This is a genomic window from Aporhodopirellula rubra (assembly GCF_014192335.1).
Taxonomy (GTDB): Bacteria; Planctomycetota; Planctomycetia; order Pirellulales; family Pirellulaceae; genus Rhodopirellula; species Rhodopirellula rubra.
In genome coordinates this window covers 115,378-139,212 of record NZ_JACHXU010000024.1, presented here as the reverse complement: position 1 = coordinate 139,212, position 23,835 = coordinate 115,378, and the positions used below count along the sequence as shown (strand labels likewise).

General features: G+C 54.3%; 14 protein-coding genes. 9 read left to right on the top strand and 5 right to left on the bottom strand.

The window, feature by feature from the left end; all coding sequences use genetic code 11:
* The first annotated feature begins 123 nt into the window (after nt 1-123).
* The 3 genes from FHS27_RS25070 to FHS27_RS25060 all read left to right on the top strand — a co-directional run bounded on the left by FHS27_RS25070 (nt 124) and on the right by FHS27_RS25060 (nt 6,053).
* Nucleotides 124-1,194 carry a DUF1588 domain-containing protein gene (locus tag FHS27_RS25070; RefSeq protein WP_184308195.1) on the top strand — a complete coding sequence of 357 codons (1,071 nt, stop codon included), beginning with the start codon at nt 124-126 and terminating at the stop codon, nt 1,192-1,194.
* 4 nt (nt 1,195-1,198) lie between these two features.
* Nucleotides 1,199-2,530, top strand: a complete 1,332-nt coding sequence (locus FHS27_RS25065) for a DUF1552 domain-containing protein (protein WP_184308193.1) — start codon at nt 1,199-1,201, stop codon at nt 2,528-2,530.
* Between the two features lie 778 nt (nt 2,531-3,308).
* On the top strand, nt 3,309-6,053 hold the full coding sequence (locus FHS27_RS25060) for a glycosyl hydrolase family 95 catalytic domain-containing protein (protein WP_184308191.1): 2,745 nt from the start codon (nt 3,309-3,311) through the stop codon (nt 6,051-6,053).
* A 756-nt stretch (nt 6,054-6,809) separates the two neighbouring features.
* Here FHS27_RS25060 and FHS27_RS25055 read toward each other — a convergent pair.
* Nucleotides 6,810-8,126 (bottom strand): glycoside hydrolase family 71/99-like protein, encoded by a 1,317-nt coding sequence (locus tag FHS27_RS25055; RefSeq protein ID WP_246420865.1) that lies wholly within the window; start codon nt 8,124-8,126, stop codon nt 6,810-6,812.
* Nucleotides 8,127-9,481: 1,355 nt separating this feature from the next.
* Here FHS27_RS25055 and FHS27_RS25050 point away from each other — a divergent pair.
* Both FHS27_RS25050 and FHS27_RS25045 read left to right on the top strand, forming a co-directional pair.
* Nucleotides 9,482-9,994 carry a sigma-70 family RNA polymerase sigma factor gene (locus FHS27_RS25050; RefSeq protein WP_184308187.1) on the top strand — a complete coding sequence of 171 codons (513 nt, stop codon included), beginning with the start codon at nt 9,482-9,484 and terminating at the stop codon, nt 9,992-9,994.
* Nucleotides 9,994-11,706 carry a LamG-like jellyroll fold domain-containing protein gene (locus tag FHS27_RS25045; protein WP_184308185.1) on the top strand — a complete coding sequence of 571 codons (1,713 nt, stop codon included), beginning with the start codon at nt 9,994-9,996 and terminating at the stop codon, nt 11,704-11,706. Before FHS27_RS25050 ends, FHS27_RS25045 begins: the two co-directional genes overlap by 1 nt.
* A 106-nt stretch (nt 11,707-11,812) precedes the next feature.
* On the opposite strand, the gene FHS27_RS25040 is transcribed toward FHS27_RS25045, so the two are convergent.
* Complete coding sequence (locus FHS27_RS25040) at nt 11,813-12,598, bottom strand: substrate-binding domain-containing protein (protein ID WP_315854693.1); 786 nt, start codon at nt 12,596-12,598, stop codon at nt 11,813-11,815.
* A gap of 36 nt (nt 12,599-12,634) precedes the next feature.
* Between FHS27_RS25040 and FHS27_RS25035 the strand changes: the two genes are divergently transcribed.
* Nucleotides 12,635-13,816, top strand: a complete 1,182-nt coding sequence (locus FHS27_RS25035) for a sialidase family protein (protein ID WP_184308183.1) — start codon at nt 12,635-12,637, stop codon at nt 13,814-13,816.
* A 49-nt stretch (nt 13,817-13,865) separates the two neighbouring features.
* Here FHS27_RS25035 and FHS27_RS25030 read toward each other — a convergent pair whose 3' ends face one another.
* The 3 genes from FHS27_RS25030 to FHS27_RS25020 form a co-directional block, all read right to left on the bottom strand.
* On the bottom strand, nt 13,866-16,163 hold the full coding sequence (locus FHS27_RS25030; protein WP_221225372.1) for a GH92 family glycosyl hydrolase: 2,298 nt from the start codon (nt 16,161-16,163) through the stop codon (nt 13,866-13,868).
* A gap of 298 nt (nt 16,164-16,461) precedes the next feature.
* Nucleotides 16,462-17,910 (bottom strand): DUF1501 domain-containing protein, encoded by a 1,449-nt coding sequence (locus FHS27_RS25025; protein ID WP_184308179.1) that lies wholly within the window; start codon nt 17,908-17,910, stop codon nt 16,462-16,464.
* Nucleotides 17,911-17,975: 65 nt separating this feature from the next.
* On the bottom strand, nt 17,976-21,008 hold the full coding sequence (locus tag FHS27_RS25020; protein ID WP_184308177.1) for a PSD1 and planctomycete cytochrome C domain-containing protein: 3,033 nt from the start codon (nt 21,006-21,008) through the stop codon (nt 17,976-17,978).
* 608 nt (nt 21,009-21,616) lie between these two features.
* Between FHS27_RS25020 and sugE the strand changes: the two genes are divergently transcribed.
* From sugE to FHS27_RS25005, 3 genes are all read left to right on the top strand, one after another.
* The gene (sugE, locus tag FHS27_RS25015; protein ID WP_184308175.1) at nt 21,617-21,937 is read left to right on the top strand and encodes a quaternary ammonium compound efflux SMR transporter SugE; all 321 of its coding nucleotides are present in this window, start codon (nt 21,617-21,619) and stop codon (nt 21,935-21,937) included.
* 168 nt (nt 21,938-22,105) lie between these two features.
* Entirely contained in the window at nt 22,106-22,474 is a 369-nt protein-coding gene (locus FHS27_RS25010) for a hypothetical protein (RefSeq protein WP_184308173.1), read from the top strand.
* A 310-nt stretch (nt 22,475-22,784) separates the two neighbouring features.
* Nucleotides 22,785-23,810, top strand: a complete 1,026-nt coding sequence (locus FHS27_RS25005) for an aldo/keto reductase (RefSeq protein WP_221225371.1) — start codon at nt 22,785-22,787, stop codon at nt 23,808-23,810.
* Nucleotides 23,811-23,835: the final 25 nt, after the last annotated feature.

Sequence of the window (23,835 nt, the reverse complement as noted above, 5' to 3'; positions counted from 1 at the left end):
CAAAACGAACCGACAGAGCGTGATGAAACCCTCGGTAAATTCAACTATGTTCTACCAGCATGAAATCCCGAAGTTATTTCCGAACAGCTCCTAAGTGAATCAATCCCTGAATCAGAAGGTGATGTGTTATTGTCGAGCCACGAATTGGCAAACCGCCTCAGCTACTTCCTTACCGCTTCGATGCCAGACGCAGAGTTGAGAGCAGCGGCGGACCAGGGAAAGCTTAACGAACCGGAAGAGATTCGGCGTCAGACACTGCGAATATTAACCGCCGAAGGAACTAATCTTGACGATTCCTTCGGCCAATTTGTGGGTCAATGGCTTGGCACCGCAGACTGGGGACGCAAGATCCGACCTGATCTAAAAATCAATCCCTGGATTGAGGATCATCACATATCGCCAATGCGTGATCAGCCTGTTCGCGTTTTCGTTGAGATACTTCAGAAAAATGCAAGCCTTTTGGAGCTCATTGATTCGGACTGGACCTTCCTAAACCAACAACTCGCCGAAGCATACAATTTTGATCGCTCAACATTGCCTCAAAAGATCAACCGAAATTTCCATCATCACCTGATTCGCGTCCCTCTTACAGAAGACTTTCGGTATCGCAGTGGAATACTAGGCTGCGGCGCCGTAATGGGCGTTACTTCGTACCCCCATCGAACCAGCCCTGTGTTACGAGGAACCTGGCTCTTAGAAAAGCTCCTCGGCGTTGAGATGCCGCCTCCCCCACCTGAAGTCCCCGACTTGGAAGCGTCAAGCAATCTTAAACAACCGATGACTGTTCGCGCACAATTGGAACTTCACCGCGCGAATTCGGCATGCGCATCCTGCCACGATCGAATCGACCCAATCGGATTTGCTCTTGAGAATTTTGACGTTATTGGACGTTGGCGAGAGCAAGACGCAGGCCAAAACATTGACTCATCGGCAACGATGGAAGATGGAACCATCATCAGCGGCCTCGGCGGCCTGAAAGACCACTTGTTATCCAACAAGGAAAATTTCATCCGTCATTTGACCAAGAAAATGCTGGGCTACGCCCTTGCTCGCAGCCTTAGACCGTCCGATCTATGCACACTGGAGGAGATCACCAACAGCGTGATTGAAAATGAATACCAATCCCAAGAACTTATCTTGGGAGTCGTGATGAGCAAGCCATTCACGCACAAGCGAAATCCCAACTTGGAGTAACGAAATGAAATCGCTCAATCGAAGAACCGTCCTTCGCGGAACTGGCGTCGCGTTGGCACTCCCACTATTGGACGCAATGAGTTCACGTGCTCGTGCGCAGTCCACCGACGCTGCGTGCAAACCCGTGCGTTTTGCGGCGTTGTTCTTCCCCAACGGAGTTCGCCAAGACTGTTGGACACCGAAAGAAGTGGGATTCAACTGGACTCCGACCACTCAGCTAGCCCCAATAGCGTCAGCAAAAAAGGACGTCTCTGTCGTATCGGGACTATGGCACCAAGCTGCAGACACCGGGGGCGGACACTACGTAAAAGATGCTGGATGGCTAACGGGAACGACGATCACGAAAACGACTGGTGTCGACTTAAACAGCAACGGCATTTCGATGGATCAGATCGCTGCCCGTACACTTGGTAAGCATACACCGCTGCCTTCTCTTGAACTTGGAAACGAGCGGGTTCGATCGGGGGTTGATGCTGTTACCGGATATACCAGGGTATACGGTGCACACATCTCGTGGCGTAAGCCTACTCAGCCGCTGGCAAAAGAGATCAACCCACGACTGGTGTTCGACAGAATGACTCGACTCGCATCCGGAAAACAAACGGGAAAATCCAATCGCCCCATTCTTGATCTTGTAATGGAAGATGCATCGCGATTAAGGCAGCGACTTGGCCACAGTGATCGTCAGCGTCTCGAACAATACCTTGATTCCGTAGAATCGCTGGAACGACGACTAGAGATCACTGAGGACGACTCAGGCAAGCGATGGAGCTCACGCGTCGATTTCTCGACCCGTCCAGTGCCGGCGGATAATCCTGCTAAACATGCCGAACGCACTCGACAGATGCTCGACATGATCGCCCTTGCGTTTGAAGCTGACATTACCCGAATAGCCACCTTCATGTTCGGCAACTCAGTGAGCGAAGTAAACTTCTCGTTCTTAGATGGAGTGAACGGTTCGCACCATGAGCTTTCGCACCATGGAAACAAGCAAGAGAAGCTGCAGCAGTATGAAAAGATCAACACTTGGCACGTTGCTCAATTCGCCTATTTAATTGAAAAACTTCGATCGATACCGGAAGGCGATTCCAATTTGCTTGCCAATTCCGCCATTCTATTTGGCTCCGGTTTCAGAGACGGCAACGCACACGACCCACACGATCTTCCGCTGCTATTGGCTGGACAAGGAGGAGGCGCCTTAAATTCCGGGCAGCATCTCGCATGTACCAAAGACAATCCAATGTCAGACCTGTTACTTTCCCTGCTACATGTACTCGACGTTCGCGAGACATCTTTCGCCGACTCCACAGGATTGATTGATTCGCTGTTCGCTTGACGATCCCGATGATGCATGTCATTCGATACGCTAGCCCATCGCTCTATAAAACCCATTCACCTTTGCCTAGCAGTGCTTCGCAAAGTTCAGACGCACCGTCTATCAGGCATCGCATTGGCAACCTATCAGAACCGCCGCAAGCGTTGACTGGAAACGGAGTCGCCATGGTCGCATACCTACCTATGTGTTTTCCTATAGAGTATTGCAGATTCAACCCCGCGTATTGGAAGCAATCCAATAGAAGCATTCGCGTTCCATCTGAATCGTGCCAACAAATACATTTGCAAAATACGTTAATCGCAAAACACAACGTTTTTGGCGACAAATCACTTATCTAACTGAACAGGTTGCTCCGCGCAAGAGCCCTACTAGCCCAGCGTGCTCTAAGCCCCCCAGCGAGCTTGTGTGCCTCATTAACAATACGCTCTTGAGCCCTACCTAAAACCCTTGCTCACAACCCTGTTGTTCCTGGTCGGGCGCCTTGTGTTTTTACGATTCCAAACAATCCATGCTCATTCCAGAACAACAACATTCCATGAACACGAACACATCCGGCTAGGATGTCGCACTTGCAAACTTTGCAATGCTTCTTGCTTTGTTTCCTGCAATGCAAAACACAACGCCGCGAAGGCATATAGTTTCAAGTCGCGAACGCATCATTGCAACCTTTGATAGTTATTAGTCTTCTTTCATGGCATGGCCATTGCACCTTCCCTATAGAGCAACAAGAATGCTCTGCCTACTAAGCTCAACCGACCTACCATAGAGGACAATTTCAATGAAGAAGCAGAGCATTTTTGGGGCAATTATATTCTTAGCGTTTTCCCATGCCGTGGACGCTAAGCTAGCTAAGGCAGAAATCACTTTTACCCAACCATCTGATGCACCGGCTTCAGAGTTGGCTTTGTGGTATCGCACTCCAGCAACGCAATGGGAGCCACAAGCACTGCCTATGGGAAACGGCCACATTGGTGGCATGGTTTTCGGGGGTGTGGACCAAGAACAAATCAACCTTAACGAAAAGAGTTTGTGGTCCGGCGGTCCCGGTGCGTCCCGTGATTACACGGGTGGGAACCGGCCTGATCGCACGGAGTACCTGACGCAAATCCGCGCCTTGTTGGCTGAGCAGAAATACGAAGAGGCCGCGCGACTGATGCCGCAACTCATGGGCACTCGCGATGGATTCGGGGCGTACCTGACCTTTGGCGATCTGTACCTAGATTTCATGGGGCGATCACATGTGGTCAAAATTCAGGCCAGTAACCAGCAGGACAATGAGCCTAAGGAGTTGGCTTTTGATGGTCGGAGCAATTCAAAATGGTTCACCGGTTCAACGGAGGGTCCGCATTGGATTCAAGCCAAAATGGACAGCCCCGCGGTTGTTAACGGCTATTCGTTGACGTCGGCCAATGACATGGCTGATCGCGATCCTAAAAACTGGACCCTCAAAGGTTCGAACGACGGTCGCACATGGAACACTTTGGATAGTCGGTCCGACGAAGACTTCCCCACACGGCATATGAGTCGCTCGTTCCGATTCGACAACAATCGTCCCTACCAGCACTATCGCCTGGACATGGAAAACCATGCCGGCATTGGCCTTCAGCTGTCCGAAATCAAATTCGAAACCCTAGGGCAGAATTCCGAGGTTCAGGGGTATCGTCGTGAGCTCGATTTGGCGGAAGGGGTTACCCGCGTGTCGTATGCACTCGACGGCGTCTCTTACACGCGCGAGTATTTCGTCAGCTACCCGGACAATGTTCTGGTCATGAAACTCGCCGCACACCCCGCTGGCAACCTCTCCTTTGACCTGCGTCTGGGCTCGGCTCATCCCAATGCGGAAACCACGATTGCAGACGGCCGCCTGACCTTTCGCGGAGCTCTGACTAACAATGAGATGGCCTTTGAATCGCAAACCCAGGTTGTGGCAGAAGGTGGAACAATCACTGAGGATGCCAAGAGCCTGTCAATCGATCAAGCAGATTCCGTCGTCTTGATCACGGCCATCGGCACGGATTATGTCAACGAGTATCCGCATTACAAGGGTGCTCACCCGCATCAGGCGGTGCGTCAACGGGTCGACGCCGCCAGCGCGTTATCGTACGACCAGTTGAAGGCTCGCCACTTGGCCGACTACCAGCGTCTTTTCAATCGTGTCACGTTGGATTTGAACGCCACCCCATCCGCGCTACCGACGGATGAGGCCCTGCAGGCCTACGACGGAAACGATCCCGCTCTGGAAACACTCTACTTTCAATTCGGTCGTTATCTGCTGATCAGTTCCTCGCGGCCGGGCACCTTGCCGGCCAATCTGCAGGGCATCTGGAACAACGTGATGAATCCACCGTGGAGTGCGGACTACCACACCAATATCAATGTGCAGATGAACTACTGGCCTGCCGAGGTCACCAACCTGAGCGAATGTCACTTGCCTTTGATTGAATACGTCGACAGTCTGCGGCCTCGCGGGCGTATCTCTGCCAAGAACTTCTACGGTGCTGGCGGCTGGACCACTCACCACGAGAACAACATCTTTGGCCATACCGGTCCAAGCACCAGTGGCGCCTTCTATGCTCCGGAGGCCGGTGCCTGGCTTTGCCAGCATGTTTACGAGCACTATCTCTACACCCAGGATCGCAACTACCTCCGCAAAGTGGCTTACCCCATCATGAAAGAGGCGGCCGAGTTCTGGCTGGACTACTTAGTGGTCGATGGAGAGGACGGCAAGCTGGTTTCCTCGCCTTCCTATTCGCCCGAGAATGGCGGCTTTAGCGTGGGAGCTTCCATACATCAACAAATCGCCTGGGACCTTCTGACCAACACCATCGAGGCGTGCGACACCCTTCACGTTGACGCTGATTTCAGGAAGACGTTGATCGCGACCAAAAACAAGCTGGACCCCGGCCTGCGGATCGGCAAATGGGGGCAGCTCCAGGAATGGAAGCCGGATCAGGACAGTCCCAATGACAAGCACCGTCATGTCTCTCACCTGTTTGCCCTGCATCCGGGCCGGCAGATCTCGCCCTTGACCACGCCAGTTCTCACCGAGGCGGCCAAGGTCTCGCTGACCGCCCGGGGCGATGGTGGTACGGGGTGGAGCAAGGCCTGGAAGGTCAATTTCTGGGCTCGCTTGCATGACGGCAATCACTCTCATCTGATGCTCAAAGAACAGTTGATCCACAGCACCCTGCCCAACCTGCTTGATACGCACCCACCCTTCCAGATCGATGGCAACTTCGGCGCCACCTCCGGTATGACCGAGATGCTCCTGCAAAGTCACATGAACGTCCTACACTTGCTGCCTGCGCTGCCGGACGCTTGGCCCAGCGGCGGCATCGATGGTCTTTGTGCCCGCGGCGCATTCCAGGTTGACATCACCTGGAACGATGGCAAGCTGACCGGCGCAACGATCCTCTCGAAGGCGGGCCAAATGTGTCATGTTCGATACGGTGAGTTGACTCGGAGCTTCGCTACGGAAACTGGTGGAATCTACGAGCTTGATGCCCAACTGAATCTTCGCTAGCGGTAGGGTGCTGCTGAGCCGGGGACTCGCTACTACTCGCCGTCCCCACTGCTATTCCCGGCTAGCGAGGCCTCCGCAGTGAGAGGTGTGTTCCGCAATCGTTTTCGGTGCCGAATAGCGGCAATGAGTGTTGCCAAGAACGTCACCGCCTTCGATATGGCAATTTGTTTTCGAAGGAATTGTCTCCAACTGCGAGTCTTGCTCGCTTAACTTTGCCGGTGCGAGAATCGAGTTGCTATCGCTTTCTCGATTCTTTCGCACTTGCGGTTGAAAGCGGTCTGGACGGTACAAAACAAGGCACTTGCCATTCTGCTCCATACGGCTGGCGCGATCGCTTCGTCAATCACTTCTCGTGATAGCGACACTCACGAATGGCAGGGGCGTCTGTGCCTTACTCTGCGATGCCGCATCGATGCCTATTCACAAACTCGCTTCTTCGCTCGAAATCGCCGACGCAGGATGATTTGTGCTGCGGGAAAACCGCGAGGCCCTACGAGCTGAACTCTTTGCTAGAGATGACTCGTTCGAATCCAAGCATCAATCTCGATGGCTGTGTCAGACGTGAGAGAGACCAACTTATTCGATCGCTGCCGAACGCGGGGCGTTCGGTACTGCGTTCATTTCATACCGCGGAACATTCGGCCACCTTCATGGCCCTGGCGGATCGGATTCAGACTCGCGGAACGAAGTTGCGTGGGAAGTGGAGTGCCTGCACGTCGGGCGGGGGCTCGGTGCGTGCCGTCAAACCGTAAGTCTTTATTGCATCGCCGGCATTTTATCTGAGGCGGGAACCTCGTTTCGCAGGACTCGTCCGGCATGGCCCACGAGTTTCAAGTAGTGATCGCTGGGAAGTCCCTCATAGGTCAGGAAGCGGACGCCTTCACCGACCGGAGGCTCGTTCGTGCATTTGAATATTGCCGTGCCTTCGTCGACTTCATCGAACATTGCGACGTAAATCATATCGGCTCCCGAGCGTTTGGCTGCCGCGATTTGTGACCAAAGGAATTGCCCACCGCGTCGTGGGATCGCATCGAGGGCATCGCCCTTTAAGTTGTGCCAACTGAATCCGGGAAAGACAACTGGAAGAAGATCGAGACGCTGTTCCTCGCACCACTGAACATCAGGCGTCCATTTCTCGCGTTCGTGCTTGGCAACCTCTTCAGGGGTGCGATAACGGCCGGGCGTCCATGGGCTGATAACGTCGGCGAGTTTGAGAATTTCATGCAGTTCGGTATCCGTCACGGCGTCCCGGGTCTGTTCCCTCCATCCCGTCGGAACGCCCAACATGACGCTGCAGCCTGCGGACGTGAACGATTGAATCATGTCGCGACATTCCGCCAACGTGTAGGCACCAGGCACGTGCCGATCAGTGAACCCGACACCCCAAATCGCCACGAGCGGTTTCGCGTTGTGAAAAAGGTAGGAGGACGCGTCGGTGAGTTTCCACTGAGCCTGCAGCGTCGACCAATCCTGGTAAACGCGATCGAGCTGCCCCTTCTTGAGTCCTGACAAGTCATACATTACAGCACAAGCTCGCCCGTATTTTTCTGACGCATGGATGGCGTGCCTAAGGACCGAATTCTTGTGTTCGCGATCATATTGCGAACCGAGACCGCTGGCGAATCTTTGCACGAACGCTCCATCGATTCCGTACTCTTGCATCCATTGAAAATGACGGTGAATCGTTTTCGCGTTCCCGCTGCTGAACACCTCCGCCACCGATCCATCAGCAAGCCGAAACTCAGTCGGATATCGTTCGTCCGGCTCGTATTCCGACATGTCGGGCCACAAGTCAACCGTCACATTCCTTGGACCAAACGGCCTGTTTCGATTTCGTGCCCAATGCGTCCAACCGAGATTCGAACCATCGCCATCCGCATTGAACCATCCCTGATAGCCAACCATGACTTTGCCGGACAACGTTGACGTGTCAACGATTGGTGCGAACGTGTGGGAGTGCTCGGAAGACGAAGATTCTTGACCGCTTACATCGGCGAGAACCCACAACGAGCAAGCGAAAACGAGGAAAAAACGCAACGGAAAACTTTCAGTACGGTGAAAACGAACATGCATGAGAGACAATCGTGAATAGGAACGTAGCGAATCTGAAATGTGGTTGAGGCGAGCGTCTGACAACCGGGTTGGCAATCAAATGATCTGACCGAATTTGCGCGCTTCCCAATGGGGAGAACGCATGATTGCGTCGAGTTAGCGTGGCAATCAGCGAGCGACAACGGGGCACCCGATGAGCGGATTGGTTCGCTCACCAGGATCGCCGTTCAAGTTGAGCGTTAGCCCGACGACTCCTTTGTTCGATGGTTTGATGGGACTTGGTTTCGAGTTGCAGACGGGAATTTGAGCTGGAACCGCGAGTTCGATATTTTTCACTGACCACGTTACAATCCGCCAAGCCATCAGCAAGCTATAGCGTTACGAGCGAAGCACACGTCCCATCCGCGTTGGTGAAGATTCCCTTCGCGATCAAGAAACGGCTTTCCACCGCCATTGGTCGCATCCCTAGCATCGTGAAATATAGTCCGAAGAGGCATGATCTTGGGATCTTCGCAATGATCGATTTCCATTCCATACCAACCGGTCGTCGAGGCATACTATCTTGTGACGGTGACAGAATGTGGGGTATCGCAAACGTAAACCGCGCGAGCATTGTGAGCGTGACACCGATGCAGTGCCGCAGGCCCATCTAAACCGGTCTCAGTAGAAAGTGAACCCAAAATTGCGAACAGTGGTTCCCCGAGGCAAAATCGCCACGAAATTGGTCGGGGAAATCGCGCGATAGCCTTTTGCAAATCACGAATCGCCGCGAAGTGCGACCGTTTTACGCGGCCACGAATCCGATGAGTGTTCAGCAGGATAAGTCTTGAATGCAACGGAACAAAGCTCATTTGGACAATCTCGTCGATGTACGCCAGGTCATGGATCTCGAGTGATTTCGCAGGCTTATTGAGGCCAAGTGAATCGTGAAGGGTTGCCGCCTTTCGCAATCACATGCGACGCGAATACCTGGCGCCAAAAGGGGGGGGGTAGTAAGAGGCTGTGGACCGGGCACGACCGTTGAAAACTCGAATACCGAGCCACTCGCGGCAAATAGGCATAGCTCCAGATTCAATTAAGGTTACGTCTAAAACGCCAATTTTCTGCTTATCGTGCCCAATCGAAAAACTGCCGCGGAGGCGAGATGGCGGTCACTACGTACGGGTTACGGAGCTCCGGTAGACAATGCTGCCGTTTTTGCTTCTGCTTCGTAACTTCAACGAGGAACGGCTATTTGCTGTGCAGAAGTTCGTCGGTAGACGGTAAAGGGAATTCCGCTCGGTTCCTACCGCTATTTAGTCCCAACGATATAGTGTCCTGTCGATCTTCCATCTATCGCAAACATTTGCCCCCCCATCGGTTGGATCGATGTTGACATGAGAACGCCTGAGTATTTGCAACTGCTAACGACGACTCAATCACGCCTGTATGGATACATTCTGTCATTGGTATTCGATCCCGATCACGCAAACGACATCCTCCAACAAACCAACGCTATTTTGTGGGAAAAGGAGGAGGATTTTGAGTTGGGAACCAATTTCGTCGCCTGGGCATTCCGAATCGCACATTTCCAAGTGCTCGCACATCGCAAGCAACAACAGCGAGATCGATTGGTATTTGACGATGACATGCTCGGCGATCTTGCGACGATGGCCGGACAATCAGACGACGATTTTGAACTGCGTCAACGCCGACTACGTACCTGCATTGAAAAATTGCCCGCCCGCCAACGTGACATTGTCCGACGTCGCTACACCACGGGTTCGCAATTGCAGACCATCGCAAATGAAACCGATCAGACGGTCAATTCGGTCAAGCAAATCCTCTTCCGTGCCCGCGCCGCGTTAATCCAATGCGTTAACTCCGGCCTGACTCAAGAGATAATCTAATGGACAATCAGATACGCAACGAACTCGGCTTGTTATTGGAGTCACAATTAGAAGGCGATCTCGATGCCGAGGGAAAACAGCGACTCGCTGAATTGCTGAACGCATTCCCTGACGCAAAACAGGTTTACATCGAGCATTGCCAAATGCACTCGATGCTGGCCTGGGAGCACGGGACGCTACCTGACATCGAATTCCACGACCGGCTGCAGGAGAAAATATTCGATCGTCAACAACAGGTCGTCCTGCGTTCGGTTGCCTCTTGGAGGCGTCTTGCGATTGCTGCGATGATTCTTTGCGTGATCTCGTTCGCGTGGACGCAATATCATTCGAATCAAGACACGGTTACGGCGGTTTCGAATTCAGCTTCCGGAACAGTCGAAGCCAACCGTTCGGAAAACATGGTCTCGCCGCCGCGGGATCCTGCGATGAATGTCCAAATTGCGGACGGTGCATGGAATGATCGCCCTGTCTTCGCGACCATCTCTCGCAGCGTCGGGGCAACTTTCCTCGCACGTGATGCTGGCGAGTCACTGTCTCAATCGGACTCAGTTCGCCCGGGCGGCTATGAATTGTCTGGAGGCCTCGTTGAACTGACATTCAACAACGGTGTGCAAGTAATTATCGAATCACCGGCTAAGTGCTACATCGAATCAGAGATGAGAATCGTTTTGTACGAAGGCAGTCTCGCGGCGAACGTCCCACCGGCTGGGGAAGGGTTCACTGTCGACACCCACTCCGCCAGCGTCGTTGATTTCGGAACCGAATTCGCGGTTTCAGTTTTACCAAACCAAGGCAGCGAAGTGCACGTGTTCAACGGCGAAGTCGATGTAAAACCTCGTCATGCCCCTAAGAACACAACCGCCGTACGCCTACGGACCGACCAGGCAACCCGTGTGGAGAGTGCAGGGATCTTCCCTCAAGGGATCGACATCGATCATGAACGCTACGTGCGTGAACTCGGCACGCCTGGTGAAAAACCTTCGCGTTACATGCAGACCATCAGCGAGCTCAAGCCAACGATGTACCTTCCAATGGAAGTCTCCAACGATGGCCAAACGTTCGCCGTCTACGGAAATGCTGCAAGTACCGTCATTCTTCGTTCGGAAAACATGGAGTTGCCTGCACTGGCCCCAGGTTTCCGTGGACGTTCAACGCGATTCGGCGGTCCAGCAGTTGAATCCTATGTTGTCGTGAGCGATTACGAGAAAACCTTAACCAATCAACTCACTGTCTCAGCGTGGATTCGCCCCGAAAGCCGTCCCCGCTGGGCCGCCATCGCGAAACACTGGTCCGTTGAACTCGCAGATGGCGAGGGAGCCAATGTCGGACTCGGCGGACAGTTTCACTTCGGACTCCACGAGGATTCGGGCGATCTTGAGGTGCAAGTCCGTGACTCGAATGGTCTCATCTGCAAGCTTCGCGAAGGCTCGCCGATTTCGCTCAATACGTGGCATCACGTGCTCTTTGTAGCCGATGGCAAAACTCTTTCGCTCTACCGAAACGGTAACTTGCTCGATCAAGTTCCATGTGAGGGTGTCGCCAAAGATGGTCCAAACAAAATGGGCATCGGGGGCAAACTGAATCCGCAGTGTACAGACGCCGACGCACGAAACCCCGGATATTGGCACGGCCGAATCGACGAGCTTACGATTTTCCACAGAGCACTTTCTAACGAAGAAATCACCCAAATAAGCAAGTCGTCTCCCGAGTGATCAAACTGCGTTTCCGCAGCACGATTTGGCCCTGCTCAACTCTGATTGAGAACATTGTCGCACTCGTCCAAAAGCTAAGAATGTTGCCCACGCTCTGGTCGCTGGCCTAGGATTCGCGTGTGTTGCAATCAGAGACGGCCGAGCGTGTCTCGATGCGAAATTCGCTCAGTCTCATCATGAACTCGCGTTTGAACGCTCGGCAGAAAGTGTGATCCGACTGAAAGCCGGACTGATTTGCGATATTCGCGACAGAATCATCCGTCGTTTGAAGAAGCGTTTTCACTCTTTCGAACCGGATCCGACGTAGCTCTTCAATGGGCGCTCGACGAGAGTGCACACGAAACGCCTTCTCGAGAGAACGGCGAGAGACACCAATGTGGGATATGATATCGCACATCTGAATCGGTTCATGAAAGTGACGATGAATAAACTCCAACGCCGCAAAAACGTTCGGTTCCTGAACGGCCAAGAAGTTGGTGCCTTCCCTTTCAACGATCGACGATGGCGGAACGTACAGAGTTTGCCTAGGACTTTCGCCACCGTTGATCAACTGATGCAACAACTCCGCACCTTTGTAACCAACCAGCTCCCAATCAACCTCGATGCTCGACAGAGGACATCTCAAGCATTCACAGATTGCTTCCTGGTTGTCGACACTTAGCACGGAGACTTCATCGGGAACTTGTAGACCTGCACGATCACATGCTTCGAAGATTTCCACCCCATCGGTATCACGGGCAGTGAAAATCGCGACCGGCTTGGGAAGTTGTGTTAACCGCGAGACCATCCATTGATGCCGCGATCGAGGAAGAACTGCGCCGCCTTCGGACCGATCGCCCGCTGACATCTGCGCGAGTTCTTCGATTAAGTATCTTCCCACAATCGATTTCACATCACGATCGCATTCCTTTCCGCGAAGAGTTTTAAGATGAGCCGACAGATGAACTTTGAACTGCCCCCATCTCCAACACGACATCCGATCGTCGGTGCCTTAGGAATGGCACTGTTTTTCCTGAGCATGTTTCCCGTTGGTGAAACCTACGCGAAAGCGACATCTGTTCAGCCCGCGATGCCGTTGTTTATTTCGGGCGAGCACGGATACAACACCTTTCGAATCCCAGCGATTGCTCGAACCACCAACGACACATTGCTCGCCTTCGCGGAAGGACGCGTCGATGGGGCCGCCGATCATGGCGACGTTGATCTGGTCATGCGACGTTCGACCGACAACGGCGCAACATGGAGCGACCTTCGCGTCATTCGCGATGACGGGGAAAACCAAGCCGGAAACCCGTGTCCGCTAGTCGATCAACGAAGCGGCCGTGTCTTTCTGTTCTTTTGCAGTTCGTCTCACAGCGAAGGACAAGTTCTCAGCGGAACGGGATCGCGGGACGTCTGCATGATGACCTCCGGCGACGATGGTCAGTCATGGACGCAGCCGAGCAATATCTCGGCAATGACCAAGAAACCCGAGTGGCGTTGGTATGCAACGGGACCGTGTTCGGCAATCCAAATTCAAACGGGCAAGTACGCGGGGCGTTTGGTTTTGCCCGTCAATCACAGTGTCCATTACAGCGACGGACGCAGGTGGGAATATCGTTGTCACTCAATCGTTTCGGACGATCAAGGAGAAACGTGGCAGATCGGAGAGTCCTCTGACCCCGGAGGTAGCGAAACACAAATTGCGGAGGTCGGTCCTGATCGTTTGATCCAAGACATTCGCATGCAAACGCACCGGAAAGGGTACCGTGCGGTACGATTCAGCAACGACGGAGGGCTCCACTGGAGCGACCTCACGCATGATCGATTGAGACCGTGCCCGAAGTGCCAGGGAACGATCATCGCAATCCCCGGCGAAAGTCCCCAGTTGAACCGACTCGTTAGCGCCAATCCGAAAGGACCGGGAAGGTCTCATCTAACAGTTTACGAATCACGCGATGGTGGCGAGCGGTGGGAAGCAATGACGTTGATTACCGAAGCCCCCGCTGCGTATTCGGACTTGGTAGGCATCGCCAAGAACGAAATCGGATGTCTCTATGAAACCGGGCACAAGTCACCTTACGAGCGAATTGACTTTCAGCGATTCGATATCGCAGTTGACACTGAGTAATGCCTCGCTCGTTTTTGAAAAGTTCGCATCGTGAGAACACGGGTTTGATTTACTGAGCGGAAGGCTGTGCATCAACAAACGCATGTTCATCTGGCTGATCCCCCATGACGATTTCCAGTCTGCCGCCCTCGACGACGTCTTCGTGCGTGAAAAATGGGCGTATGAGCGGCTCACCGTTTAACGTTGCGGACTGGATATAGAGGTTATCTTGAGAGTTGTTGATCGCGTGTATTGTGAACGTTTTCGAGTCGCCCACGTCAATTTTCACTTCGTCAAACAGCGGGCGCCCAATCGAATAGGTTGGATCGCCGGGGCAGAATGAGTAGAAACCCATGGCATTGAGTATGTACCACGCTGACATTTGCCCGCAGTCTTCGTTGCCGGACAATCCATTGGGATCGTTGAAGTAGAGTGTCTTCAAAATCTGATCGACCAACCTTTGCGTCTTCCAAGGCTGGCCCACGTAGTTGTACATGTGCGAGATGTGGTGGCTCGGCTCGTTGCCGTGAGCGTATTGGCCGATCAAACCAGAGATATCCGCGGAAACTTCGTCGCCTGTGAGCGCCGAGTCTTCGCTAAAGAGACGATCGAGTTTGTTCTGAAAAACGCTCGTGCCCCCCATCACTTCGACCAATCCCGTAACATCATGCGGTACAAACCAAGTCCATTGCCACGCGTTGCCTTCGGTGTATTCGTCTTTGCGGTGCTTTGAAAACTTTGGATCAAAGGGCGTTTTCCATGTCATGTCTTGATTCCGACCACGCATGAACCCGGATTCAGCATCGTAGTAGGTCGCATATCGCCTGGATCGGCCGCGGAACTCGTTGGCGATCTCATTCTTCCCGAGTTCGCCTGCAAGTTCAGCGATACACCAATCGTTGTACGCGTACTCGAGCGCTTTCGAAACCGATTCGTTTTCTAGGTCACAGGGAATAAAACCGAGCAGGTCGTTAAATCGCTTGGCAAGGGGATTGAGTTTTTCACGCACATGCTCCGAAGGGAACAAGAACTCGTCATCATTGTCACGGGCAGACTTGACAGCAGCTTGCAGAGCCTTTGTAGCGTCAAAATCGCAGATTCCCTTCTGATACGCGTCAACAATTACAGGGACGGCGTGGTAACCAATCATTGTGCCGGTGTAGTTGCCCGCTAATTCCCATTTCGGCAGCAAACCGCCTTGATCGTAGTGCGTTAACAACGTACGGATGAAATCACAATCACGATCCGGATCGACGATTGTCATCAACGGATGAAACGCTCGAAAGGTATCCCATAGCGAGAAAATGCTGTAAATCGGACCGTCAGTGGCGACATGAATTCGTTGGTCAATCCCGCGGTACCGGTTGTCACAATCGGTGAACAGCACGGGACTAATGGAGGTGTGGTACAGCGCGGTATAGAAGATGGTACGGTCGTCTTGCGAGCCGCCGTTGACCGTGATCTTGCTGAGTTGCTGTTGCCAACGCGTTTTCGCTTCGCCGCGAACTCGATCGAAATCCCAGTCCGGAACTTCCGTTTGGACATTGTTGGCGGCACCTTCATAGTCAACCGCCGAGATGCCGACTTTCGCCATTAGCACATCACCGCTGTCGTCGTCGAACTCCAAAATCGCCTGTGTGTTCCCCGACGCAACCGCCCAATTGCCGATCTGTCGTTTGCCATCTTTGTAGAGCGAACAGGTGAACGGTCGATTGAACTCTGCATGAAAATAGACATGATGATTCTGCGCCCAACCTCGCGTGCGTTTGTATCCTTCGATTTCACGATCGTTAATCACGCGAAATTCAGTAACGGGGTTCTGGTGACCGTGGATTGTGTGCGCCAAATCGATGATCAACTTTGCTTGTTGATCCGACGCAAACGTGTAGCGATGAAAACCGCTGCGTGGAGAGGCGGTTAATTCAGCGGTGATCTCGTCGTCGTCCAGTGCGACACGGTAGTACCCGGGTTCGGCGAATTCGCGTTCATGGCTGAATCGGCTTCGATATCCAGCGTCAGGATTATCGACTGTGCCTGGTGTTAGGTGTGCGTCACCGGTGAACGGCATGAAGAGGACGTCACCGAGATCGCCGATCCCGGTTCCGCTCAAGTGCGTGTGTGTGAATCCGAGAATGGACTTATCGCTGTAGTGGTATCCGCCGCACGCATCCCATTCCAACGTACGTGTGTCGGGACTGAGTTGCACCATTCCGTATGGCGTCGTCGCGCCTGGAAACGTATGCCCGTGCCCGCCGGTACCGATGAAGACGTTGACGTCTGCGAACGCATCAGAGGTCGCGGTAGATTCAGACGATCTCACCACCCCCGGCTCAACCGCATTAATCGCCTTCGCGGGAAGGATGAGCAACAGCAATATGACGATAGAGTGCTTTGACGGCGGCCGCGAGTGCGAGCAGATTCCCATCGATGTACCTTCTTTGCATTTGGTTGCGAACGATTGGAACCTTTGAGCGCGCCAACGTCAGCGAAATTCGACTGCCAATAGAGTGGCCGGTGTGCAGATAGCGACTACCCGAAATGGGTTACGCAGAAAGTACTAAGAACGATTAGTTCGCCATGGCGCACCGAATCGCTCTGTCGCCGGCTCAGAATTCCCGCGTTGCCAACCAATCGCGTTTGGTGGCGGGAGGCTGGGGGGGGGCCGTTTAGGCGAGAATATCCTTCACCACGTGTGCCTCTTCGACGCCGGTGAGTCGGAAGTCGAGGCCTTGGAATTTGTATGTGAATCGGTTGTGGTCGATGCCCAGCATGTGAAGCATGGTAGCGTGGAAGTCGCGAACATGGACTTTGTTTTCGACCGCGTTGTAGCCGAACTCGTCCGTCGCACCGTATGTGGTTCCGGCTTTGACGCCCCCACCCATCATGACCGTGGTGAAGCCCTTGATATGATGGTCGCGTCCATCGCCCTGTGCCATCGGCGTCCGGCCGAACTCACCGCCCCAGATAATTAACGTGTCTTTGAGCATGTCGCGCTGTTTGAGATCTTTGATCAACGCAGCGGTACCTTGATCGACTAGTTTTGCGGTTCGCGCGACGCCCTTTTTGACGCCGCCATGATGGTCCCACCCGCGGTGATACAACTGGATGAACCGGACACCACGTTCAGCGAGCCGGCGTGCGAGCAAACAGTTGCTGCCGAACGATCCGTCACCGGGCGTGCAGCCATACATGTCAATGATGCTCGCGGTTTCGTCAGACATGTCTGTTAGCTCAGGCACCGATGCCTGCATGCGGAACGCGAGTTCGTACGACGAAAGCTTCGACGCGATTTCTCGATCGTGAAGTTCTCTTTGACGAACTTGGTTGATTTTGGCAACCGTGTCGATAATGTCTCGCTGTTGTTGACGCGTGACTCCGTCGGGGTTGCGGACATAGTGAACGGGGTTGCCGGTCGAGTGAAGCTGGACGCCTTGATATTGGCTGGGCAGAAAACCCGAGTGCCACTGGCGTGAACTGATCGGCTGGCTCTGTCCGCCACCTTCGCTCGTCAGGACGATGTAGCCCGGGAGGTTCTCGGTTTCCGCCCCGAGACCGTACAGCACCCACGCGCCCATCGAGGGGCGACCGCTGATCACTGTGCCGGTGTTGAAGAACGTGTGGGCGGGGTCATGGTTAATCTGTTCGGTGTGCATCGAACGGATCACGCACATCTCGTCGGCGACGCCGGTCATGTGCTCGAAAATATCCGACATCATCAATCCGCTTTTCCCGCGAGGTTGGAACGGATGCTGGGGCCCCATCACTTTGAGTGCCTTGCCCTGCAACTGGGCAATCGGTTGTCCGGCGGTAATCGATGCGGGCATCGGTTGCCCGTCGAGCTTTTCAAGCGTGGGCTTGTAGTCGAACGTTTCCAAATGGCTCGGCCCACCCGCCATGCAAAGATGAATGACGCGTTTGATGCGAGGCGGGTGATGCGGCAATCCTTTTGGACTACCGCGACGACTGTCGCTTTCCGCTTCCTGGCTGGCGAGAGCCGAGCCTGCCAGTTCGGGATGAAGGAGACTGCCCAGAGCAAGCGATCCGATTCCTGTGCGACGCAGGAACGTACGGCGGGTCAACTCAAGGCGGGCACGTTGTAATTCGTGATGGTTCATGGTGAGAGAACTGAGAGCAGACGATGGAATGGGAGGGCGATCGATCGGGCGTCCGGGTGTGCGAATCAATACCGCATCATTGTTTCATGCAGGTTCAAAATCGTTCGCGTGACGCTGGTCCAGGCCGCCAACTCAACGGGATCAAGACTTTCGTCGACCGGAGTCATGCCGATGGCGAGGAGTCGTTCCGCGGCAGCCGGGTCATCGCGGTATTGCGTGAGATGGCGGTCGTAGAGTTCGGCGAACAGCGAGACGATCTCATCGTCAGGGGCGTGTGCAATGGCGTTTCGATACGCCCAATGGATTCGCGATTGAGTGTCACCGTCAGCCTCGTCCATGACGCGAGTGGCAAACACTCGTGCGGCTTCGACAAATGAAGGATCATTGAGCAACGTCAGTGACTGCAGCGGCGTGCTGCTGCGTGCACGCTGCGCGGTGCACTCCTCGCGGCTCGGCGCATCGAATGCCTTCAGCATCGGATGCAAGAACGTTCGTTGCCAGTGCGTATAAACACCGCGGCGATACTGTTCATCGTTCGTATCGGCGACATACTTGCGTTTGGGGAAGTTAAGCTGTGCGTAGTAGCCTTCAGGTTGATAGGGCCGCACGCTCGGACCGCCAGCTCTCTCGACCAGCAAACCGCTGACGGCGAGTGCCGTATCGCGAACGAATTCAGCGTCGAAACGGAATCGACCTTGTCGTGCGAACAGATCGTTGTACGGATCGAGCTCTTGCAAGTCGGGCGAGGCCACCGAACTCAATTGGTAGGTATCACTTTCGGCGATCGAACGCATGATGTGTTTGATGTCCCAACCCGATTCGATGAATTCGACCGCGAGAGCATCGAGCAGATCTGGGTTGGACGGATACGTTCCCTGTCCGCCGAAATCGTCGACGCTGGTGCAGATACCGCGCCCGAACATTAAACTCCACAGTCGATTAACCATCGTGCGGGCGGTCAGCGGGTTGTCAGCGCGGCAGAGCCAATCGGCAAGATCGAGACGCGTCGGTCGCCGGTCGTCGACGTCGAGTGCACCCAAGAACTCCGGCACTGCGGGTTCGACAACTTCTCCACTGTCGTCCATCCAATTGCCCCGCGGCAGGATTCGGATCGTACGCGGCTGTACCGAGCGACTGATTACGGTCGACGGAATCGCCTTTTCGATCGCAGAGAGTTCCCCATCGAGTTTCTTGATGCGTCCATCGGCGTCGAGAAGTTGTTTTGAGGACGCGAGATAGTAGTCGTGCAGCTTGGTGAGTTGTTCCGGCGTACGTTCGGCCGAGGGCGTTTGCCAAGCCGCGATGATCGTGTCGGGCAATTCCTCACGCCACCCGGATTCGTCCCACCATGCGGAACCGCCGAACTGCGTGAACGCCATTCCGTTGACCTTCGAGGACTTCAATCGAACGCCATTGCTGTCGGCGGCGGGCAGCCCGACGTCGATAGCGTCGACACTGAGCCGAACCCATTTGCCGGTCTCGGGTAGCTGCCCCATACGGTGATAGCCGTCCCAGTCTTCTTTCGAGTGACCGTAGACAATGTCGTCACTGCCCCAAACGGCTCGATGCGACCAACCGTTGCCGTCGTTGTACTGCAACATGATCGCGGAGGGGGGATTTTTGGGATCCAAATAGACCCATGCAAAAAACTTGGTCTTTCGGTTGACTTCGATCGAGTCCGATGCGTTTTGCACGAAGTGCTGAACCAACGCATCGCTGTGTTGGTAACGTGCTTTGTCTCCGACGTGAACGTGCCCGTCCTCGGCGGTGACGTAGTTCCATCCGCCCTGGTGTTGTCTCTTTGGACGTTGTGTGTCATCGACCCAAATTTGATCGACACCTTCATCGATAACCGGGGCCCAATCGTCGATACTGGCAATCAAATCCGCTTTGAGCCCCTCGCGGTCGGACTTTGCTTTCTCGATCGCCGAGTGGATTTCATCCATCTCGCGTTGTTGTTCTGGTGACGGTAACGGCATTACTGGTGGACGGGCGCCGCGTCCGGTGTAAACGCCGCGTTCATCAAGGTCGGCAAAGAACGCACCGAACGCGTAGAAGTCCTTTGCCGTGAACGGATCGTATTTGTGGTCATGGCACTGGGCACATCCCAACGTCGAGCCCATGAAGACCTGCGACGAATTGCGAACTCGATCAGCGAAGTAGATCGCGAGATACTCTTTCGCTTGCGCGCCGCCTTCTTCGGTGGTTTGGTTGAGTCGGTTGTAACCTGAGGCAATGAGTTGTTGTTTTGTGGGTGAAGGCAACAGATCGCCTGCGAGTTGTTCGCGAATGAACTGATCGTAGGGGAGGTTCTCGTTGAACGCGTTGATGACGTAATCACGGAAGGCCCACTGGGTAACGTTCTGGTCGCCGTGGTAACCGACGGTATCGGCGTAGCGCACCAAGTCCAACCAATACGACGCCATTCGTTCGCCGAAACGTTCCGACGCGAGCAAACGATCGATCAGATCGGTGTAGGCACTGGTCGAGGTACTGCAAACAAACGCATCGACTTCATCGGCGGTCGGCGGAATTCCCGTTAGGTCCATCGAGAGGCGGCGAATCAAGGTGACGCGATCCGCGGGAGCGGCCGGTGTAATTGTTTGCTGTTCCCCTTTTCGAGCGGCCGCCCATTGTCGCTCGACGAATTCATCAATCCACTCGGCAACGCGTCCGTCGGGTCGAGGCAGCATCGGAGCGTAGGCCCAGTGTGCTTCGTATTTGGCGCCTTGCTCGATCCAGCGAACCAAGAGCTCTCGTTCCGACGCAGTTAGTTCTTTATGTGAGTCCGCGGGCGGCATCAACAAGTCTTCGTCGTCGGCAAGAATTCGTTCGACCAGTTCACTCTCGGACGGCTCGCCTGGCACGATGGCGCCCGCATCGATGGCTTCCTCCGCGAGATCTAAACGCAAGCCGGCCGCGGCGTTTTCAGAATCGGGACCGTGGCACGCAAAGCACTTATCAGAGAGAAGCGGGCGGATATCGCGATTGAAGCGTATCTCGATGTCATTGCGTTTTTCGCCCACGGGTTGCTCGTCCGCAACACTTGGGGTAACGAACAAACTGAACAAAACAACGGCTAGAAAGATTTGCTTCATAAGTCAGATGTAATTGCAGCGCACGAAGGAGGGAGAGGAAGTGCAGGCAGGAAGAAGGCTACGAAGCGAGCGATAGGTTTTTGTGATCAACCGCAACAACGAATCTATAGGCCTTGTTGCTGTTAACGATCGCGTTTTGCTTTCGAAGTGCGTTTAACACACTAGCATAAAACACGTCCGATTGCCCGGCTATTCTTGTCTCAATCGACGTTCGATTTCTGCTCGCTGCGGAAGCGATTCTCGATCGCAAAACGGGTCCGCATATAGAGCATCGATTCATGACTGCGGAAAAAACAGTTGCAAGGCGTCAAGCGGTTGGGCGATGCAACCGCTAAAATGCAAACGTGGTTTCACGAGCACGAGGCATCAATAATGATGGTCGCCCTTTACTTTGATCCGTGGCCTTGCGCATCACCGGGACGCGACTCGATGTGCAAACAAACCGTTGTGATCTTTGATGCGTGTTCACCATTTTCTCTGCGTCATTGAAAGCGGCACGTGACGAAAGATTGCTGTATACTTACAATGGTTGCATTACCTGGAAGTGGGGACGACCTCACCGCTCCATACTCGATCAGGGACGGCCCTGCCTGATAGGGAGACATTACATGGCGTGGGTCATCTTAGTTATCGCCGGTTTGTTCGAGATCGCATGGGCGATCGGGTTGAAGTACACCGAAGGCTTCACCAAACCGCTCCCCACGATTCTCACGATCACCGCGATGGTGATCAGCATGACGCTGCTCGGTATCTCACTGAAGTCGCTTCCTGTTGGAACGGCATATGGAGTCTGGGTCGGGATCGGAACCGTTGGCACTGTGATCTTTGGTATCATGTTGTTTGGCGAATCGGCGAGCATGGTCCGATGTGTTTTCGTAACATTGATCATCATTGGCATCGTCGGTTTGAAGTTCACATCGCCGATTTGAACGATTGGTCACTCCCGACCAAAATCGGACTCGAATCATGAAGAACATCACGTTCGCTGCAGTCGCGTTGATTGCCTCAATTCTGTTTTCGCCAAACGTGTTCGGCGACGACGCAACTGTTCAATCCGATTCCAATCTCGCGAGCGATTTGAACGCGATCCAAGGTTCGTGGGAGTTGCTTCACGGAAACAACCCAACAACCAACCGAAGACGCGCAGCGTCAAAACCATCAAGGGCAACACAGAGACTTTGCGACGATACAACATCGCGTTGGGGAAGATGACGCACGAGCACATCGTTGAGTTTGAACTCAGCGAAACCGGCAGCGTCCGTGTGCTGTCGTTCTACCCTCCAGGCGGAACGACCGAAAACGGCCTCTCGTACGTCTACAAGATCGATGGCGACGAGTTCTATGACATTCCTGGGATGTTGCATGGAAACCGGTACCGCAACTACACGCAGAAGCCCGTTGTCTATCGATGGAAAGGCATCACGACGGCGGATCAGCCATCGCGAGATGAGCAGGACGCAGAGTAGGTCCATCGGCTAATCGGGACTCGCTTCGCACGGCCTCGTCACCGGACCCGAGCCAGCGATCGATAAGCAAGTTCTAGCAGGGCCGGTGTGCGGCGGAGGACGCACTGAGACGCTGAACAACTTGAGAAGTTGGACTTGCGGGATGCAAGTGCCGCTCCCGCGAATACGCGTCGGGTTGCTGGTAGTCATTCCATACCGCTGGAAGGGTTAACGTCGAAGCGGTATTTTAGCGAATCGATCGATCGCATGGTCTTTCGAGATTGCTCCCGATTGCCTTGAATTTCCCGCCTCCCCACACCACTGCCCCAACATGACCACATCACGACCAAACTCTCCGATCAAACAAAACCGTCTCGGTCGTGACGGGTTTGAGGTGTCCTCATTGGGCTTTGGCGGTTGGGCCTTGGGCGGACAATGGGGCGTTCAGGACGATTCGGAATCGGTCGCAGCGTTGGAAAAGGCGATCGCATCGGGGATCAACTTCATCGACACCGCTCCCGGATACGGCGACGGTCGCAGCGAGCACGTGATTGCCGACATGCTCAGCCAATTGCCGCCTCAAGTTCGCGAGACGCTCCACGTGGCGACCAAGACGCCGCCGTCGGCCGGACCGTGGCCACCGAGCCCGTATTGTCGGTGGCAGGATCGCTATTCGGCGGCGTATATCCGGTCGAATGTCGAAGAGCGACTGAAGAACCTCAAGACCGATTGCCTCGATTTGCTGCAATTGCACACCTGGACGCGGGCGTGGAACGATGACCCGCAACCGCTGCTCGTTCTGCAGAAATTGCGGGAGGAGGGAAAGATCAGAAAGATCGGAGTCTGCACGCCTGAGCAGGACCAAAACTGCGTCGTCCAACTGATGCGCGACGGACTCGTTGACGTCGTTCAGATTGTTTTCAACCTTTTCGAACAGGAGCCCGCCGCCCAACTGCTGCCCGTGGCTGAGGAAACCGGGACAGGCGTGATCGTGCGGGTTTCGCTGGACGAGGGCGGATTGACTGGGAAATACGGCGCCGATCACCAATTCCCCGATGATGATTTCCGCAGCACGTATTTTGGGGGCGACCGGATGCAGCGGACGGCCGATCGCGTGGCTGAAATTTCGGCGGATCTGGAGGATTTGGGACTGACTGATGACTATTCGCTCGCCGATGCGGCAATAAAATTTTCGCAGTCACATCCCGCCGTCAGCACGGTGATTGTGGGCATGCGAAACCCCGAACAGGCAGCGAAAAACGTTGCCGCTGCGGGGCTGCCCGATTTCACACCAGAGGTATTGCAACGGTTGCGACGGCACCAGTGGTTGCGGGGCGTGTGGTATGGAGGAAAATGAGACTTTCGCGTTTCCCGCTCTCCGG